We start from the raw sequence: 17,407 nt of genomic DNA on the forward strand, positions 1-17,407 counted from the left end.
CTTTCCGATGCGTGCCGGGCCCCCCAGGGGGTGGGCCGGGCCCGACGGCCCCGCCCACCCGTGTCGCCGTCTCTTCCGGCGGCGCGCGCGAATCGGTTGCACCCCGGCGGTGCGGGAATCCCCGTGCGGCGCGCGATACCCGCCGGCCGCCCGCATCCACCCCCGGCTCCCGCCCGGAAGGGTGGGTGCGGGGCTTCGCGCAGGGCAGAGCCCACGATCCAGCTCATCCGGGAGGCGACATGCACCCCACCGACCGGACCAGGCCTCTGCACACCGATCTGGACATCCACCTGGTCCTCAGCGACGCCGAGGCCCTCCGGGTCGAGGTGCGCTTCAGCTACGACCCGGCCGATCCGTTCGCCGTGCGCATGGACTTCCGCGACGGCCCCGGGACCGTCGCGCCCTGGCTGTTCTCGCGCGACCTCCTCGACGCCGGGCTGCGCGCCCCGTCCGGTGAGGGCTCCGTGCGTGTCTGGCCGCCCTGCCGCTGCCACGGTTCCACCACGCTGCGGATCGTGCTGCGCGGCCCGGGCGGGGCAGCGGTGCTGTACGTACCCGCCGACCCGTTCGAGGACTGGCTGACCGAGACGTTCGACGCGGTGCCCGCGGGCACGGAGAGCTCCCACCTGCACTGGGGCGACATCCTGGCGGAACTGCTGCGCCGCGACTGACCCGTGACACAGGGCGCCGCCCGGGAAGACGTGAGGACATGAAGGTGATCAGCGAACGCGGCGGCGTCCGGCGGCCCGGGCCCTGGCTGCGGTACGGCGCGGCCGCGGCCGCGGTGGCCGTCACCGCGGTCGCCGGCGCCACCGCGACCGATCCGGACAGCACCTGGTACGGCTCGCTGCGCAAACCGTCGTGGCAGCCACCGCCCCGGGCGTTCGGCGTGGTGTGGACCCCGTTGTACGCGTCGATCGCCTTCTCGGCGGGTCGCGCGCTCGGACGCGCCCCGGATCCGCGCCACAGGGCCGGGATCGTGCGCGACCTGGCCGTGAACCTCACGCTGAACGCGGCATGGAGCCGGCTCTTCTTCGCCCACCGCGCTCCGGGGGCGGCGCTCGCCGACAACGCCCTGCTGAACATCTCCAACGCGCAGCTCATCCGGCAGATCGCCCGCACCGACCGGGCCGCGGCCGGAGCCCTGCTGCCCTACGCCGCGTGGTGCGCCTTCGCGGCGGCCCTGAACGCCTCCATCGTCCGGCTCAACCGCTGACGGCCCCGGCGCCGGCGGCCGCGCGGCCGCCTACGGTGGGGCGTACGCCGCGCCGGACGGCGGACACGGCGAAACACACGGAACACACGGAACACACCTGAGGGACTTCTCCGCCATGCCGGACGACGGTGCTCTGTTCGGGCTCGACGCCCTTCCCGGCGCGGCCCCCGCCCGGGACGAGCCGGAACGGCCCCGGGCCACCGGCCCGCTGTTCCGCGACTCCGAGGCCGCTCGGCGGTTGCTGCCCGTACGGACGATCTACACCGAGCCCGCGGCCGCCGCCTCGCCCCGCGGCCGCCAGGTCCTCGCCCGCCACCCCGGCGCGCGGGTCGTCGAGGTGGACTCCCACTGGCGCATTCCCGGGCTGCACGGCGACGAGGGCAACGTCGGGCGCTGGGTGCGGGTGAAGGGCGAGACGCTGGTGCTGGGCGAACGCAAGACGCTGACCGCACGGCCCAACGGACGGTCCGCCGACTGGATCGCCCCCGGCGCCTCCAACGGCTGCGCGATGGCCTGCGTGTACTGCTACGTACCGCGTCGCAAGGGGTACGCCAATCCCGTCACCGTCTTCACCAACATCGAGCGGATCATCGCCCACCTGGGGCGTCACATCGCGCGGCAGGGGCCCAAAGCGGAGCCCAACCAGTGCGACGACCAGGCGTGGGTCTACGACGTCGGCGAGAACGGCGACTGCTCCGTGGACGCGCTGATCTGCGACAACACCGCCGACCTCGTGCACGCGTTCCGGCAGTGGCCCACCGCCAAGGCGTCCTTCGCCACCAAGTTCGTGAACCCGGACCTGCTGGCACTGGAGCCGCGGGGCCGCACCCGCGTCCGCTTCTCGGTGATGCCCGGCGAGGACTCCCGGCTGCTGGACGTCCGGACGTCACCGGTGGCCGAGCGCGTCGCCGCCGCGGCCGACTTCCTGGACGCGGGGTACGAGGTGCACTTCAACCTCTCCCCCGTGGTGCTGCGCCCCGGATGGCGGCAGGCCTGGGCCGAGCTGCTCCGGCAGCTCGACGACGTGCTCCCGGACCGGGTCAAGCGCCAGGCGGCCGCCGAAGTGATCATGCTGACGCACAACCGGGAACTGCACGAGGTCAACCTCGGCTGGCATCCACGCGCCGAGGACGTGCTCTGGCAGCCGGGCGTCCAGCAGGGAAAACGCTCCGAGAACGGGGCGCTGAACGTGCGCTACGACCACCTGGTCAAGGGGAGGGCCCTGGACGACCTGCGCGGGCTCGTCGCCACGCACGCTCCCTGGCTGCGCATCCGGTACGCCTTCTGAACCGGCCCCGCGGACCGTCTCCACGACGGCCGCGGGGTCGCGGCGCACGCGTGCGGCACCGGCCCGGGGGGAGCGGTGCCGCACGCGGGAGCGGCGGATGTCTCAGTGGTGCACGGCCGGGGCGCCCCGGCCGGCGGCCCGCCGCTCGCCGGCCGTGCGCCCGGGGGTGAGCACGCGCTCCGCCAGGACGCCGAAGACCAGGCCGAACGCGGTCCACAGAGTCGCCTGGACGGCAAGCGCAGCCAGGCGGAACCGCCACAGCAGACTCGGGGAGAAGTCCTTGGGGACCTCGTCCACGGCCGGCAGGAACGCGTAGGCGAGCCCGGCGGCCAGCAGGAAGAACGCCCCGGCGGCCAGCGTCGCGTTCCAGTTGCCCAGCCGCGGGGCGAGCCGCTTGCCGAGGATCACCGTGGCGATCGCCAGCAGCACGCTCAGGACCATCATCAGGAAGTACAGCGCCGTGCGCCTGCCGATCGTGTCGGCCTCGCCGACGGACGGCGGGTTGGCCGGGTACTTCAGGAACGGTACGACGTAGACGGCCACCAGGCCGGCGCCCGCCAGGAGCAGCGCGCTCGCGCGCGGCCCGAAGCGGCCGATGCGGCCCAGCGCGAAGCAGTAGGCGAGGGCGGCGATGCCGCCGAACGCGATGCCGTAGACGAGCACGCCGGTGGACAGGCCGGCGGTCGACTGCATCGTGCGGGAGACCGCCTCCACGCCGTGTTCGTGGGAGTGCCCCTCTTCGTAGGCGATGGCCGAGTCGACAGGCGGCTCACCGAGGAAGTAGGCGACGACGAGGGCGAGCAGGCCCGCGGCGAGACCCGCGAGCATGCCACGCACCAACAGGTTACGGACCGTTGCAGAGTTCATGGGCTTGTGCGTTTCCCCGCCCCGGTCAGTGGCAGGGGAAGCCGAGCAGATGCCGGGCGTCGTGCACCCACTCGTGCACGTTCTCGCCGGACGTCAGGGACGTCGCGCCCTGTTCGGCGCCGACGAAGTACAGCAGGACCAGCATCAGGACGCCGAAGAAGGCCGCCCAGGGGACGATGGCGCCGATCGGCAGCTTGGCGGGGAGGGCGGTGGGGGTGGTGCTGGGCTGAACGGCGGACTGCGCCATGGCAGGACCTCCTGGGGAACTCGCGTCCCTGCTCGGTGGTGCACGGGACGACGGGCGGGTCTGACTTGCCCGGCCCGCACCAGGATCGGTGCGAACGGGGCTCACAGTGGCGCGACCGTGCCGGATTCCCACCGGCTTCCGCATTCCGTCGTCGATATCGCCGAGACGGTACCGCGAAGCGCGGGCGCGGCCAAGGGCGCACAGGTGCGGGAGGACGCGCGCCGCGGCCGCCGTACGCTGTGGAACCCCCGTGGCGAAAGGGCCCGTTGACCATGCAGGTGACCTCATGACCACCCGAGTGATGTTGATCTCACCGGCGATGAACCCGGCCCTGCGCGAGGCTCGCTTCGACGACGGGTGCCCACTGGACGCGGCGGGCGCCGCGCACGCCCGGGCGGCCGCGGACGGGCTGCGGCGGGACGCCACCCTCCTCGCCTCCCCCACGGTCCGCTGCCGGGAGACGGCGGCAGCGCTGGGTCTCGACGCACATGCCGAACCCGCCCTGGCCGGACTGGACATGGGCCGCTGGCGGGGGCGGACGCTGGAGGAGGTCGGCGCCGGGGAGCCGGAAGCGCTGGCCCGGTGGCTGGCCGATCCGGCGGCGAGCCCGCACGGCGGGGAGTCGGTGCGCCTGCTGTGCGCCCGGGCCGGGAGCTGGCTGGAGGAGGCCGCCCGGTCCGCCGGCCGCACGGTGGCGGTGGTCGAGCCGGAGGTCGTGCGGGCCGTGACCGTGCGGGCGCTCGGCGCCCCGGAGGCCGCCTTCTGGCGGATCGACGTACCGCCCCTGACCGCGACCGGGTTCACCGGGCGGGCAGGGCGCTGGAACGTGGCGCTCGGCACGGAGCTGGGCAGGGGCCGGGCCTGAGCGGTGCACCGGGGCACCGGGGCGATCGTTCGCCCGGCCCAGGGTCCGAGGACTTCCCGGCAGAGGGCGCGGCCGCACCACGGGACGCGGTTACCCCGATGCCGGACCAGCCGAACTAGACGACTGGTCTACTTTCGGGCTATGGTGCACGCATGCCGGCCACGCGCAGACCAGACACCCGTCGGATCATCCTCGACACCGCCCAGCGGATCATGGCCCACAAGGGCTACTCCGGCGTCGGCATCAACGAGGTGCTCGCGGAGGCCGGCGTACCGAAGGGGTCCTTCTACCACTACTTCGCCTCGAAGGACGCCTTCGGTGAGGCGATCCTGAAGAGCTACTTCACGGACTACCTCGCGGACATGGACGGCACTCTCGCCCGGTCCGGGGAGTCGGCCGCCGAGGGGCTCATGGCCTACTGGCGGCAGTGGCGGGAGACGCAGAGCGTCGAGGAGTGCCAGGGCAGGTGCCTCGCCGTGAAACTGGGCGCCGAGGTGGCCGACCTGTCGGAGCCGATGCGTCTGGCCCTGAAGGAAGGCACGAGCGCCATCGTGGACCGCATCGGACGGACCATCGCCGACGGCCTGGCGGAGGGATCGCTCTCGGTCGACGGCGATCCCCACGAGGTCGCGCAGGCCCTGTACGACATGTGGCTCGGCGCGAGCGTCATGTGCAAGATCCATCGCAGCCTGGCGCCGCTCGACACCGCGCAGGCGACGACCCGCAGGCTGCTGCACCTGTAGACAGCCCGCTTCCCGTGGCCACCTCGGCCACGGGATCCTCTTCCCATCAAATAGTAGACTGGTCTACTTAATCAAGGAGCGTGTCATGAAGGTCCTCATCGTTCTCACCTCGCACGACGAGCTGGGCGACACCGGCCGCAAGACCGGGTTCTGGCTGGAGGAACTGGCGGCGCCGTACTACCGCTTCAAGGAGGCCGGCGCGCAGATCGTGCTCGCCTCGCCCAAGGGCGGGCAGCCGCCGCTGGACCCCAAGAGCAACGAGGCCGACTTCCGGACCGCCGACACCCGGCGCTTCGAGGCCGACCCGGAGGCGACCGAGGCACTCGCGAACACCGTGCGCCTGGACGCCGTCTCCGCCGACGACTTCGACGCGGTCTTCTACCCCGGCGGCCACGGCCCGCTCTGGGACCTGGCCGAGGACACCGTCTCCGTCCGGCTGATCGAGACGACGCTGAGGTCCGGCAAGCCGATCGCACTGGTGTGCCACGCCCCCGGCGTGCTGCGGCACACCGTCGACGAGGACGGCGCGCCGCTGGTGCGAGGCAGGAACGTCACCGGTTTCGCCAACACCGAGGAGGCGGCCGTACAGCTCACCGACATCGTCCCCTTCCTGGTCGAGGACGAGCTCACCGGTCTCGGAGGTGTCTACTCCAAGACCGACGACTGGCAGCCCCACGTCCTGAAGGACGGTCTGCTCATCACCGGGCAGAACCCGGCCTCCTCGGCCCCCGCGGCCGACGCCCTGATCGCTCTGGTCACCGGGGGCGGCGCGTGAGCGCCCGCGCCGCCACGCTCCGCTAGCGCGTGATCGGCCCGGCCGGGCCGGCCGGCAGGCCGGCCCGGCCGGGCCCGTACCCGACGTGACACCGCTGGTGGGACCGGTGCCGACGCTCCGGTCCACCGGTGCCGCCCGCGCCTGACCGGTTCCCCCGGCATCGGCGCGCATCGCCGCGGCGGCCGCCTTCGGCGGCGCCTTCGCGGACGTCGCCTCCCCCGCACCGGCCCTCGGCGAACACCGCCAAGTGGCCCTTTCCGTGGTCTCGCTGACGGCCGGTCACGGAACCGGGTCGGACCCCGCATGCTGGACGCGCCGCCGAGGACACGTGAGACTCGACGGGATCCCAGCTCCCGGTGTTCCAGGACGGTGACCATGCAACAGGAACTGCCCCGCGTCGAACTCACCCCGCAGGCCGCGGAACTGGTGCGCAGGCTCCGGGCCGCGCACGGCCCGCTGATGTTCCATCAGTCCGGCGGCTGCTGCGACGGCAGCGCGCCCATGTGCTACCCGGACGGCGAGTTCCGCACCGGCGGCTCGGACGTGCTGCTGGCCGAGCTGACCGTGGACGGCGTCGTGGAGCCCGTGACCTTCTGGATGTCGCGGAGCCAGTACGAGGCCTGGAGCCACACCAGGCTGATCGTGGACGTCGTACCCGGACGCGGGAGCGGATTCTCCCTGGAGGCACCCGAGGGGGTACGTTTCCTCACCCGTTCTCGCGTAGTCGACGCCGAACCGTCCCGCGTGTCACCGTCGTCTGGTGCACTTCCCCCGAGCGCTGATTGACAGTTGACCACGCATCAGGGGGCGTGATGACGCGGAACGGACGGCGGACGGCGGCAGGCAGATCGATCCTCACGGTCCTCACGACGTTGGGCCTACTGGCCGGCGCGGCCCTGACGGGGGCGGCGCCGGCCAGTGCCGTACCGGCGGGCGGATCCGGCAGGCGAATCGCTCCCGGGGTCACGTACCGGGAGTTCGACATCACGGCGGCGGCCGGGCGGACCCACGCCCATCTGCTCACCGTCGACCTGGGCAATCCGCGCGTCCGTATGGACCTGCTGTACCCCGGGGCGGTGGCCGCCCGGGCGACGGTGTCCCGGCTGGCCGACGCGGCCGGCGCCGTCGCGGGCGTCAACGGCGACTTCTTCCACATCACCGAGACCCAGCACCCGGGCGTGCCGGCCACCGGCGCGGCCGTGGGGCCGGCGGTCGCCGGCGGCCGGGTGCTCAAGGCGGCGGTGCCCGCCGGCCAGCGCTTCGGGCCGGCGCTGCCGCCCGGGACCACCGCGCGGGAGGTTCTCGGGGTGGGCACCGACCGGCGGGCGCGCCTGGACCGCCTCACCCTCACCGGCTCCCTGACCACCGCCCGGGGCAGGCGCCGACTGGGCGGCCTCAACCAGTACGCGCTGCCGCAGAACTCCGTGGGCGCCTTCACCCACCGGTGGGGTTCCGCCTCCCGGGTGCGTGCCGTCTGTGGCACGGACACCGACCGGGCCGCGGCCTGCAGCAAGGACACCTACGAGGTGAAGGTGCGCGGCGGTCGTGTCATCGGCACCGCCGGTGCCCCGGGCAGCGGTCGGATCCCGTCGGGCACCACGGTGCTGGTGGGCCGCGAGCGGGGGGCGCGGGAGCTGCGCGAGCTGTCCGTGGGCGACCGGGTGACCGTCACCCACGGCCTGGTGGCGGCCGCCGCCGAGGTCCCCTACGCGTTCGCGATCGGCGGCTACCCGGTGCTCCGCGACGGCAGCCCGCCGCCCGGGCTCGACGACACCGTGCCCGCCGTCCGCACCGCCGCCGGATTCAAGGCCGGCGGACGGAAGGTGCTGCTGCTGGCGCTGAACGGCGCCGACGACTCCCGCACCGGCCTGACGATCGCCGAGGAGGCGGCCACCATGCGCGGCCTGGGCGCCTCGGACGCGTTCAACCTCGACGGCGGCGGGTCGAGCGAGATGGTCACCCGCGTCGCCGGCGCGAGCGGGGTGACGGTCCGCAACCATCCGAGCGGCGGCGCCGAACGCCCGGTGCCGAACGGCATCGGGGTCTTCTCCCGCTGACCTGGGGCCGGTTGCGCGGGGCCCCGGCGAACGGGCCCCCCGCAACCGGCCCGCCGGCTCACGGACGCAGGCTGCTCACCAGGCCGGCCGTCGCGGTGAGCCCGCTGTGGATGGTGGGCGCCATGCTGGTGCTGGCCAGGTAGAACCCGAGCAGCATGCAGACCAGGGCGTGCGACATCTTCAGCGCGCCGTTGCGGATGAACACCACCGCCAGGATCAGGAGCAGCAGCACCACAGAGATGGAAATGGCCATCGTCAACCTCCTCCGCCACGCCCCTTGGGCGGCGTTCGGCCGTAAGTGTGGCGTAGCGGAGGGTTTGTCCGGGCGGCTGACGTGTCCTCCGATCGTGTGGTGTCAGGCGGACGGGTGTGCGTCCACGAACGTCCCGGGGACGGCGGGCGAGGCCGTCGGTGCTCCTCGCCGCGCGGGGCCCGCGAGCGGAGAAGCCCGCCCCGGCGGGCGGGCTTCACGCGCCGTGCGTCAGGGCGCCCGGAGGTCGACCAGTGCGGCCAGCGCCTCCCGGTGGGCGCCCGCGGTGCCGTAGGCGATCGAGTCGGCCTTGGCCCGCTTGAGGTGCAGGTGGGCCGGGTGTTCCCAGGTCATGCCGATACCGCCGTGCAGTTGCACCGCCTCCTCGGTGGCGCGTACGGCGACCGGGCCGGCGTGGGCCTGGGCGACGGTCACCATGACGTCGGTGTCCGCGCCGGTCGCGAGGGCGTCGGCGGCGGCGCGGGCGGCGGCCCGGAGGCCGACGACCTCGAGCCAGAGCTGGGCGAGCCGGTGCTTGAGCGCCTGGAAGCCGCCGACCGGCCGGTTGAACTGCTTGCGTTCCTTCAGGTACCGCACGGTCTCGGTCAGGGCCCAGTCGGCGACGCCCAGTTGTTCGGAGGCCAGCAGTCCGGCGCCGGCCCGCAGGGCCCGCCGCACGGCCGGTTCCGCGTCGCCGACGCGACGTCCGGGTGCTCCGTCGAGCGTGACGGTGGCGACCGGGCGGGTCAGGTCGAGGGAGACCTGCGGGGTGACGGTCGCCGCCTCGGCGGCCACGGCGTACAGCCCGCCGTCGTCGGCCGGGACGAGCAGGACGTCGGCAGCGGTGGCGTCCGCCACGCCGGTCAGCCCGCCGTGCAGGGCGCCGTTCTCCAGCCGCGCGGTGCGCCGGGCGGGGCCCGGGGGGGTGTGCAGTCCCACCGCGAGCACGCCCACCGTACGGCCGGACGCCAGGCGGCCCAGCAGTTCCTCGTCCCCGCCGTCCAGCAGGGCCTCGGTGGCGACGACCGCGCTGCTGAGATAGGGCACGGGGGCGACGGCGCGCCCCAGTTCCTCCAGGACGACGGCGGCTTCGCGGTGGGTGGCGCCCTGGCCGCCCAGCGCCTCCGGCACCAGCAGACCGGCCAGGCCCATGCCCTCGGTGAGGGACTTCCACAGCGCGAGGTCGTGCGGGGCGTCCGACTCGGTACGGGCGATCACGCCGGCCGCCTCGCAGTGGTCCGTGAGCAGATCGCGTACGGCGGCGCGCAGCGCCTCTTCCTCCTCGGAGTACAGCAGATCCGGCTGGGTGCTCATCGGGCCAGGTCCTTCCAGGCGACGTCCTTGTCGGTGCGCGGCTCGGCCGGCAGGCCCAGGACGCGCTCGGCGACGATGTTCAGCAGGACCTCGCTGGTCCCGCCCTCGATGCTGTTGCCCTTGGAGCGCAGGTAGCGGTAGCCGGCGTCGCGGCCGGTGAAGTCCACCAGTTCGGGGCGGCGCATCGTCCAGTCGTCGTACAACAGCCCTTCCTCACCGCGCAGTTCGACCTCCAGGCCGCTGATCTCCTGGTTGAGGCGGGCGAAGGCGAGCTTCATGCCGGCGCCCTCGGGGCCGGGCTGGCCGACGGCGAGCTGCTGGCGAAGGCGTTCACCGGTGAGCCGGGTGACCTCGGCCTCGACCCAGAGCTTCAGCAGCCGCTGGTGCAGGTCGTGGGTGCGCAGTTCCGGCCGCTCGCGCCAGGTCTTCGACAGCGGACCGATCATGCCGCCCTCGCGCGGCAGGCGCATGCCGCCGATGGCCACGCGCTCGTTGTTCAGCGTGGTCTGCGCGACCCGCCAGCCGTCGCCGACCTCGCCGAGGCGCCGGCTGTCGGGGATGCGGACGTCCGTCAGGAAGACCTCGTTGAACTCGGCCTCGCCGGTGATCTGGCGCAGCGGCCGCACCTCGACGCCCGGGTCGGTCATGTCGCAGAGGAAGTAGGTGATGCCCCGGTGCTTGGGGAGGTCCGGGTCGGTGCGGGCGATGAGGATGGCCCAGCGGGCGACGTGGGCGCTGGACGTCCACACCTTCTGCCCGTTGACGACCCAGCTTCCCCCGCTCCCCGCCTCGCCCGGACCGGAGGGCGCCCCGTCCTCGCGTACCGCCCGGGTGCCGAGCGCGGCCAGGTCGGAGCCGGCGCCCGGCTCGCTGAAGAGCTGGCACCAGACCTCCTCCCCGGTCCACAGGGGCCGCAGGAAACGCCGCTTCTGCTCCTCCGTGCCGTACTTGAGGATCGTCGGCGCGGCCATGCCGAGGCCGATGCCGATGCGCCGGGGGTCGTTGTCCGGGGCGCCTGCGGCCTGGAGTTCCGCGTCCACGACGGCCTGCAGGGAGCGCGGGGCGTCCAGTCCGCCGAGGCCCGCCGGGAAGTGCACCCAGGCCAGGCCCGCGTCGAACCTGGCCCGCAGGAACTCCAGGCGGCCGGTCCCGGCCGGCGGGTGGGCGGCCAGCAACTCCTGTGTGCGGCTGCGCAGTTCCGCTGCGTCGGTCATGCGACGGCTCCCTTGTCCAGGACCACGGCCACCCGGCCGGTGGTCACCCCGTCGGCGACCCGCTGCACGGCGTCGGCCGCCCCGTCCAGCGGCACCCGCTCGCTCACCAGCGGCTTGATCGCGCCCGACGCGGCCAGCTCGGTGAGCCGCTCGTGGCAGTGCAGGACCAGTCCGGGGTCCTTGGTGTTGTACAGGCCCCAGTGCAGGCCGAGGATCGTGTAGTTCTTCACCAGGGCGTGGTTGAGGGCGGGGCTCGGGATGACGCCGCTGGCGAACCCGACGACCACGATCCGGCCCTCGAAGGCGACGAGCTTGGCGGACTGGGCGTAGGCCTCGCCGCCGACGGGGTCGTAGATCACGTCGGCGCCCCGGCCGCCGGTGGCCTCCTTGACGGCCGCGACGACGTCCTCGGCGCGCCGGTCGACGACCACGTCGCAGCCCAGTTCCCGGGCGACGGCGGCCTTCCGCGCGCCGCCGACCACGCCGATCACGGTGGCGCCGGCGGCCTTGCCCAGTTGTACGGCGGCGCTGCCCACCCCGCCGGCCGCGGCGTGCACCAGCAGGGTCTCCCCCGCCTCCAGGCGGGCCCGCCGATGCAGGCCGAACCAGCCCGTCTGGTAGCCGATGTGCAGCGCGGCGGCCTCGGCGTCGTCCAGGGAGCCGGGCGCCGGCAGCAGCGCGCGGGCGTCGGCGACGGCGTACTCGGCGAGACCGCCGTACGGCAGCGCGGGGTTGGCGATCACCCGGCGGCCGTCCTCGGTCTCGGCGCAGATCTCCACACCCGGAGTGAACGGCAGCGGGGGCCGTACCTGGTACTGGCCCCGGCAGAGCAGGGCGTCCGGGAAGTTGATGTTGGCGGCGCGCACGCGCAGCAGCACCTGGCCCTCCCCCGGCGTGGGCCGCTCCACCTCCGCCAGGCGCATCACCTCGCGCGGCTCGCCGTTCTCGTGCACTTGCCATGCCTGCATGCGGGGCCTCCACGGGACTGCTTCGTCTGACCGGGTTCCGACGGGCATACTAAGCGGTCGCTTGCTGATCAGGGAACAGTAGTCCGCGTCACGTGCGCGTGGGCCGGGCCCGCACGTGCATCCGCTCCCCCTGCGGCCCGAACAGGCTCAGGAACTCCACCGGCCCCTCCCCCGTCGACCCGAACCAGTGCGGCACCCGGGTGTCGAACTCCGCCGCCTCGCCCGCCGAGAGCACCACGTCGTGCTCGCCGAGCACGAGCCGCAGCCGGCCCGAGAGCACGTACAGCCACTCGTAGCCCTCGTGGGTGCGCCGGTCCGGCTCCTGTCTGCGCTGCGGTTCGAGGATCTTGAAGGCCTGCAGGCCGCCGGGCTGGCGGGTCAGCGGCCAGAACACCCGGCCGTTCCGCTCGACGGGCTTCGCCCGCACCACGGGGTCGCCGACGGGCGGGGCGCCGACCAGTTCGTCGAGCGCCACCTGGTGGGCCCGCGCGATGGGCAGCAGCAGTTCCAGACTCGGCCGGCGCAGGCCGGACTCCAGCCGGGACAGGGTGCTGACGGAGATACCGGTGGCCTCGGACAGCGCCGCCAGTGTCACCTCCCGCTCCCTGCGGATCCGCCGCAGCCTGGGCCCGACGCCCGCCAGGACGCCGTCGGAGTCCTCGGCACCCTGGACACTCCCGGCGCTCTCGGTTCGTTCGCCGCTCATGCCCTCATTGCAGAATCGGCAAAGAAGTTTGTCAAGACGGCAGCATCCGCGCGACCGTCGGCGACGGAGGTGGTCACCTTGACCGAGAGCTACGAGGTCGTCGTGGTCGGCGGCGGCGCGGCCGGACTGTCCGCGGCGCTGGTGCTGGGCCGGGCCCGGCGGCGCACGCTGGTCGTCGACGCGGGCGAGCCGCGCAACGCGCGGTCCGCGCACATGCAGGGCTATCTGTCCCGGGACGGCATGTCCCCCGCGCAGTTCCTGGCGACCGGACGCGAGGAGATCGCCCGGTACGGCGTCGAGCTGGTCCGGGACCGGGTGGTGGACGCGGCCCGGGACGGGGACTTCACCGTGACGCTGGCGGGCGGCGCCCGTGTCCGCGCCCGGCACCTGGTGGTCGCGACCGGGCTCGCGGACGAGCTCCCGCCGGTCCCGGGCCTCGCCGAGCGGTTCGGCCGGGACGTCGTCCACTGCCCGTACTGCCACGGCTGGGAGGTCCGCGACCTGGCGACCGGCGTGCTCGCGAGCAGTGCGCTGAGCGTGCACCAGGCGCTGATGGTCACCCAGTGGTCCAAGGACGTGCGGCTCTTCCTGCACCAGGTGCGGGAGGCGGAGCTGACGGACGTCGACCGGCGCAGGCTGGCCACGGCCGGGGTCGAGGTCGTACCCGGCGAGGTGGCCGAGGTGGTGGTCGAGGGCGACCGGCTCACCGGCGTCCGGCTCGCCGGGGACGGCCCCCGCGGCGCGGGCGTGGTCCACGAGCGCGAGGTGCTGTACGCCGCCCCGCGTGCCGTCCCGCGGAACCGGCTCTTCGTGCGGCTCGGCGCGGAGCTGCGGGAGACACCCTTCGGCAGCTACCCGGTGACCGACGAACGGGGCCTGACGAGCGTGGCCGGGCTGTGGGCGGCGGGCAACGCGAGCGGCTTCGCCGAACAGGTGGTGAACGCGGCCAGCCGCGGCTACCGGGCCGGGGCGGCGATCAACGGCGAACTGCTCTTCGCCGACCTCGACGCCGGTGCGCAGGTGTAGAGCCCGCTGTCGCGGTGCACCATGACTGCATGCTGCTGACCCGGCTGGCCGAGGTGTCCGGGGAGGTCGCCGCGACGGCGGCCAGGTCCCGCAAGACCGCCCTGCTCGCGGAGCTGTTCCGGGAGGCGGAGCCGGACGACGTGCCGATCGTGATCCCCTACCTGGCCGGACGGCTCCCGCAGGGCCGGATCGGCGTCGGCTGGAAGGTGCTGAGCCGTCCGGTCCCTCCGGCCGACGGCCCCGCCCTGACGGTGCGGGAGGTCGACGCCCGGCTCAGCGAGCTGGGCCGGGTGTCCGGGCCGGGGTCCCAGGCGGAGCGGGTCCGGCTCGTCGGCGAGCTGATGGGCGCGGCCACCGAGGCCGAACAGCGCTTCCTGCGCGGCCTGCTCACCGGCGAGGTCCGGCAGGGCGCCCTGGACGCGGTGGCGGTGGAAGGACTCGCCCGGGCGACCGGCGCGGACCCGGCGGGCGTGCGGCGGGCGGTGATGCTCGCCGGATCACTGCGGACGGTGGCGCGGGCGCTGCTGGCCGAGGGCCCCGGCGCCCTGGAGCGGTTCCGGCTGACGGTCGGCCGGCCGGTGCATCCGATGCTCGCGCACAGCGCCGCCTCGGTCGCCGAGGCGGTGGCGAAGCTGGGTCCGTGCGCGGTGGAGGAGAAGCTGGACGGGATCCGCGTCCAGGTCCACCGGGACGGCGGCACCGTCCGGATCCACACCCGCACCCTGGACGACATCACCGGCCGGCTGCCCGAGGTGAGCGCCGCCGCGCTCGGTCTCGCGGGCGAGCGGTTCATCCTGGACGGCGAGGTGGTCTCCTTCGGCGCGGACGGCCGGCCCCGCTCCTTCCAGGAGACGGCCGGCCGGGTCGGCTCCCGGACGGACGTGGCGCGGGTGGCCGGTGAGGTCCCCGTCTCCCCGGTGTTCTTCGACGCCCTGTCGGTCGACGGGCGCGACCTGCTGGACCTGCCGTTCGCCGAGCGGCACGTGGAGCTGGCCCGGCTGGTGCCGGAGCGCATGCGGGTGCGCGGGACGGTGGTGTCCGGGCCGGCGGAGGCCGGCGCGGCGGAGCGGTTCCTCGCGGACACGCTCGCCCGCGGACACGAGGGCGTGGTGGTCAAGGCGCTGGACGCCGCCTACAGCGCGGGCCGGCGCGGCGCGTCCTGGCTGAAGGTCAAGCCCGTGCACACCCTCGACCTGGTGGTGCTCGCCGCCGAGTGGGGACACGGCCGCCGCACCGGCATGCTCTCCAACCTCCACCTCGGCGCCCGGACGGCGGACGGCGGCTTCGCGATGCTCGGCAAGACCTTCAAGGGCATGACGGACGCGATGCTCGCCTGGCAGACCGGGAGGCTGCGGGAGCTGGCCGTCGAGGACGGCGGCTGGGGGGTCAGGGTGCGCCCGGAACTCGTCGTGGAGATCGCCTACGACGGCCTGCAGCGCTCCTCCCGCTACCCGGCCGGCGTCACCCTGCGCTTCGCCCGCGTGATCCGCTACCGCGAGGACAAGCGGCCCGAGGAGGCCGACACCGTCGAGGCCCTGCTGGCGGCCCACCCGGAGGCCGGGCCATGACGGCCCGGGCGACGAGGCGCAGCGCGGGACTGCTGTTGTTCCGGCGCTCCGACGACGGGCTCCAGGTGCTGCTCGGCCACATGGGCGGGCCGTTCTTCGCGAGGAAGGACGCCGGCGCGTGGACCGTGGTCAAGGGCGAGTACGAGGCCGGCGAGCCCGCCTGGGCGGCGGCCCGGCGGGAGTTCCGGGAGGAGCTGGGGCTGGCGCCGCCCGACGGGGAGGCCGTGCCGCTGGGCGAGGTCGTGCAGCGCGGCGGCAAGGTCGTCACGGCGTGGGCGGTGGAGGCGGACCTGGACCCGGAGAGCATCGAGCCGGGCACCTTCACCATGGAGTGGCCGCCGAAGTCCGGCCGCACGGCGCAGTTCCCGGAGCTGGACCGGGTCGCGTGGTTCGGTCTGGACCGGGCCCGCGAGGTGATCGTCCCGGCGCAGGCGGCGTTTCTCGACCGGCTGGCGGAGCACTAGGTCTGAACAGCGGCGTACGCGTTGCGACGGGCCGTGTCGCGCGCGAAGGTCGGAACAGGCCCGCTCCCAGGGAGGTCAGCCATGCCCATCGCGACGGTGAACCCGGCGAACGGCGAGACGCTCAAGACGTACGAGGCCATGGGCGAGGAGGAGCTGGAACGCCGGCTCCAGCTCGCCGAGGCGACGTTCCGCACGTACCGGACGACCACGTTCGCCGAACGCGCGCAGATGATGAACAGGGCCGCCGGCCTGCTGGAGGAGGACCAGCGGGAGATCGGCCGGGTGATGACCACCGAGATGGGCAAGCCCGTCGAGCAGGCCCGCGCGGAGGCCGCCAAGTGCGCCAGGGCGATGCGCTGGTACGCCGAACGCGCGGAGGGACTGCTGGCCGACGAGGAGCCGCCCGAGCAGGACGTGCGGGACTCCGGCGCCTCCCGGGTCCGGGTCCGCTACCGGCCGCTCGGGCCGGTGCTCGCCGTGATGCCCTGGAACTTCCCGCTGTGGCAGGTGATCCGCTTCGCCGCGCCCGCGCTGATGGCCGGCAACGTGGGCCTGCTCAAGCACGCGTCGAACGTTCCGCAGACGGCGCTGTACCTGGAGGACCTGTTCCACCGGGCGGGCTTCACGGAGGGCTGCTTCCAGACGCTGCTGGTCGGCTCGGCCGCGGTGGACGGCATCCTGCGGGACGAGCGGGTCAGGGCCGCGACGCTGACCGGCAGCGAGCCGGCCGGACGGGCCGTCGCCTCCACCGCCGGTGAGATGATCAAGAAGACGGTGCTGGAGCTGGGCGGCAGCGACCCCTACGTCGTCATGCCCTCCGCCGACCTCGACCGCGCGGCCGCCGTCGCCGTGACCGCCCGGGTGCAGAACAACGGGGAGTCGTGCATCGCGGCCAAGCGGTTCATCGTGCACGCCGACGTGTACGACGCCTTCGCGGAGCGGTTCGTCGCGGGCATGGAGGCGCTGCGCACCGGCGATCCGCTGGAGGAGGGGACGCAGGTCGGGCCGCTCGCCACCGAGCAGGGGCGCAGGGATCTCGAGGAACTGGTCGACGACGCGAAGCGGGCCGGGGCCGAGGTGCTGTGCGGCGGCGAACGCCCGGACGGGCCGGGCTGGTACTACCCGCCGACCGTGCTGGCCGGCATCACCCGGGAGATGCGCGTCCACCGCGAGGAGGCCTTCGGGCCGGTCGCCACGCTGTACCGGGCCGGCGACCTCGACGAGGCGGTGCTCATCGCCAACGACTCGCCGTTCGGACTGAGTTCGAACGTCTGGACCCGGGAGGAGCGCGAGGTCGAGCGGTTCGCCCGGGACCTGGAGGCGGGCGCCGTGTACGTGAACGGCATGACGGCCTCCCATCCGGCGTTCCCCTTCGGCGGGGTGAAGCGCTCCGGCTACGGACGTGAGCTGTCCGGGCACGGAATCCGGGAGTTCTGCAACATCACCACGGTTTGGCAGGGTGCGTGAGGGCCGCGCGGCTACCATCCCGACTGTGAACCGCGAAGTGACCCTGCCCCTGATCGTCGACGACCGCGGTACCTTGCAGGTGGCGGCGGCCGACGTGAGCAAGTTGCTGCGGACCGTGGGCGGGCGCTGGCTTCATCTCGTCGAGGCCGGGGAGCATCAGCTCGACGAGGACACGGTGGCCGCGTTGACCATCGAACTGGCGAAGCTCGCGGACCGCATCGACGTGGCGTGCATCGCCCACAGCAGCGGGGCGCCGTAGCCCTCACGGGGGGTTTCGCAGCGTGGTCGCCCCTGACCCCTTGTCACCGGTTCGGAGTAGTCCGGCGCGAGATCGTCGCCCCGTCGGGTGAACCTGGGTGGACCACCTTCTGA

The 17,407-nt window shown here is 73.8% G+C and carries 20 protein-coding genes and 1 riboswitch; of the genes, 13 read left to right on the forward strand and 7 right to left on the reverse strand.

What is annotated here, in order from left to right; all coding sequences use genetic code 11:
* The first annotated feature begins 239 nt into the window (after positions 1-239).
* The 3 genes from MXD57_RS05540 to MXD57_RS05550 all read left to right on the forward strand — a co-directional run bounded on the left by MXD57_RS05540 (position 240) and on the right by MXD57_RS05550 (position 2,504).
* A complete protein-coding gene (locus MXD57_RS05540; RefSeq protein ID WP_284505134.1) occupies positions 240-671 on the forward strand; it encodes an SsgA family sporulation/cell division regulator in 432 nt (143 codons plus the stop codon).
* A gap of 38 nt (positions 672-709) precedes the next feature.
* Positions 710-1,216, forward strand: a complete 507-nt coding sequence (locus tag MXD57_RS05545) for a TspO/MBR family protein (RefSeq protein ID WP_250400150.1) — start codon at positions 710-712, stop codon at positions 1,214-1,216.
* A 115-nt stretch (positions 1,217-1,331) separates the two neighbouring features.
* Complete coding sequence (locus MXD57_RS05550) at positions 1,332-2,504, forward strand: spore photoproduct lyase family protein (protein WP_250400151.1); 1,173 nt, start codon at positions 1,332-1,334, stop codon at positions 2,502-2,504.
* Between the two features lie 102 nt (positions 2,505-2,606).
* Here MXD57_RS05550 and MXD57_RS05555 read toward each other — a convergent pair whose 3' ends face one another.
* Together MXD57_RS05555 and MXD57_RS05560 are read right to left on the reverse strand one after the other, a co-directional pair.
* A complete protein-coding gene (locus tag MXD57_RS05555) occupies positions 2,607-3,371 on the reverse strand; it encodes a CbtA family protein (protein ID WP_250400152.1) in 765 nt (254 codons plus the stop codon).
* A gap of 25 nt (positions 3,372-3,396) precedes the next feature.
* Positions 3,397-3,618 carry a CbtB domain-containing protein gene (locus tag MXD57_RS05560; protein WP_250400153.1) on the reverse strand — a complete coding sequence of 74 codons (222 nt, stop codon included), beginning with the start codon at positions 3,616-3,618 and terminating at the stop codon, positions 3,397-3,399.
* 53 nt (positions 3,619-3,671) lie between these two features.
* Positions 3,672-3,791, reverse strand: a riboswitch (cobalamin riboswitch).
* Positions 3,792-3,904: 113 nt separating this feature from the next.
* Between MXD57_RS05560 and MXD57_RS05565 the strand changes: the two genes are divergently transcribed.
* The 5 genes from MXD57_RS05565 (at position 3,905) to MXD57_RS05585 (ending at position 8,058) form a co-directional block, all read left to right on the forward strand.
* Positions 3,905-4,483, forward strand: coding sequence for a histidine phosphatase family protein (locus tag MXD57_RS05565; protein WP_250400154.1), 579 nt, complete (start codon positions 3,905-3,907; stop codon positions 4,481-4,483).
* 152 nt (positions 4,484-4,635) lie between these two features.
* Positions 4,636-5,226 carry a TetR/AcrR family transcriptional regulator gene (locus MXD57_RS05570; RefSeq protein WP_250400155.1) on the forward strand — a complete coding sequence of 197 codons (591 nt, stop codon included), beginning with the start codon at positions 4,636-4,638 and terminating at the stop codon, positions 5,224-5,226.
* 85 nt (positions 5,227-5,311) lie between these two features.
* Entirely contained in the window at positions 5,312-6,001 is a 690-nt protein-coding gene (locus MXD57_RS05575; RefSeq protein ID WP_250400156.1) for a type 1 glutamine amidotransferase domain-containing protein, read from the forward strand.
* Between the two features lie 375 nt (positions 6,002-6,376).
* Positions 6,377-6,787, forward strand: a complete 411-nt coding sequence (locus tag MXD57_RS05580) for a DUF779 domain-containing protein (protein ID WP_250400157.1) — start codon at positions 6,377-6,379, stop codon at positions 6,785-6,787.
* Between the two features lie 26 nt (positions 6,788-6,813).
* Complete coding sequence (locus MXD57_RS05585) at positions 6,814-8,058, forward strand: phosphodiester glycosidase family protein (RefSeq protein WP_250400158.1); 1,245 nt, start codon at positions 6,814-6,816, stop codon at positions 8,056-8,058.
* A gap of 58 nt (positions 8,059-8,116) precedes the next feature.
* On the opposite strand, the gene MXD57_RS05590 is transcribed toward MXD57_RS05585, so the two are convergent.
* The 5 genes from MXD57_RS05590 to MXD57_RS05610 all read right to left on the reverse strand — a co-directional run bounded on the left by MXD57_RS05590 (position 8,117) and on the right by MXD57_RS05610 (position 12,510).
* Positions 8,117-8,311, reverse strand: coding sequence for a hypothetical protein (locus tag MXD57_RS05590; RefSeq protein ID WP_250400159.1), 195 nt, complete (start codon positions 8,309-8,311; stop codon positions 8,117-8,119).
* A 228-nt stretch (positions 8,312-8,539) separates the two neighbouring features.
* Complete coding sequence (locus MXD57_RS05595) at positions 8,540-9,622, reverse strand: acyl-CoA dehydrogenase family protein (RefSeq protein ID WP_250400160.1); 1,083 nt, start codon at positions 9,620-9,622, stop codon at positions 8,540-8,542.
* Positions 9,619-10,836, reverse strand: coding sequence for an acyl-CoA dehydrogenase family protein (locus tag MXD57_RS05600; protein ID WP_250400161.1), 1,218 nt, complete (start codon positions 10,834-10,836; stop codon positions 9,619-9,621). Before MXD57_RS05600 ends, MXD57_RS05595 begins: the two co-directional genes overlap by 4 nt.
* Positions 10,833-11,804 (reverse strand): NADPH:quinone oxidoreductase family protein, encoded by a 972-nt coding sequence (locus MXD57_RS05605; RefSeq protein ID WP_250400162.1) that lies wholly within the window; start codon positions 11,802-11,804, stop codon positions 10,833-10,835. The genes MXD57_RS05600 and MXD57_RS05605 overlap by 4 nt, the downstream gene beginning before the upstream one ends.
* 88 nt (positions 11,805-11,892) lie before the next feature.
* The gene (locus tag MXD57_RS05610) at positions 11,893-12,510 is read right to left on the reverse strand and encodes a helix-turn-helix domain-containing protein (RefSeq protein WP_250400163.1); all 618 of its coding nucleotides are present in this window, start codon (positions 12,508-12,510) and stop codon (positions 11,893-11,895) included.
* Between the two features lie 78 nt (positions 12,511-12,588).
* Here MXD57_RS05610 and MXD57_RS05615 point away from each other — a divergent pair, with 78 nt between their 5' ends.
* From MXD57_RS05615 to MXD57_RS05635, 5 genes are all read left to right on the forward strand, one after another.
* Complete coding sequence (locus MXD57_RS05615) at positions 12,589-13,536, forward strand: NAD(P)/FAD-dependent oxidoreductase (RefSeq protein ID WP_250400164.1); 948 nt, start codon at positions 12,589-12,591, stop codon at positions 13,534-13,536.
* A gap of 29 nt (positions 13,537-13,565) precedes the next feature.
* On the forward strand, positions 13,566-15,104 hold the full coding sequence (locus MXD57_RS05620) for an ATP-dependent DNA ligase (protein ID WP_250400165.1): 1,539 nt from the start codon (positions 13,566-13,568) through the stop codon (positions 15,102-15,104).
* Positions 15,101-15,568, forward strand: a complete 468-nt coding sequence (locus tag MXD57_RS05625) for an NUDIX domain-containing protein (protein WP_250400166.1) — start codon at positions 15,101-15,103, stop codon at positions 15,566-15,568. The genes MXD57_RS05620 and MXD57_RS05625 overlap by 4 nt, the downstream gene beginning before the upstream one ends.
* A gap of 81 nt (positions 15,569-15,649) precedes the next feature.
* Positions 15,650-17,035 (forward strand): NADP-dependent succinic semialdehyde dehydrogenase, encoded by a 1,386-nt coding sequence (locus tag MXD57_RS05630; protein ID WP_250400167.1) that lies wholly within the window; start codon positions 15,650-15,652, stop codon positions 17,033-17,035.
* 25 nt (positions 17,036-17,060) lie between these two features.
* Positions 17,061-17,294 carry a DUF6213 family protein gene (locus tag MXD57_RS05635; RefSeq protein ID WP_250400168.1) on the forward strand — a complete coding sequence of 78 codons (234 nt, stop codon included), beginning with the start codon at positions 17,061-17,063 and terminating at the stop codon, positions 17,292-17,294.
* Positions 17,295-17,407: the final 113 nt, after the last annotated feature.

The sequence above is a fragment of the Streptomyces cellostaticus genome (assembly GCF_023630175.1).
Taxonomy (GTDB): Bacteria; Actinomycetota; Actinomycetes; order Streptomycetales; family Streptomycetaceae; genus Streptomyces; species Streptomyces cellostaticus_A.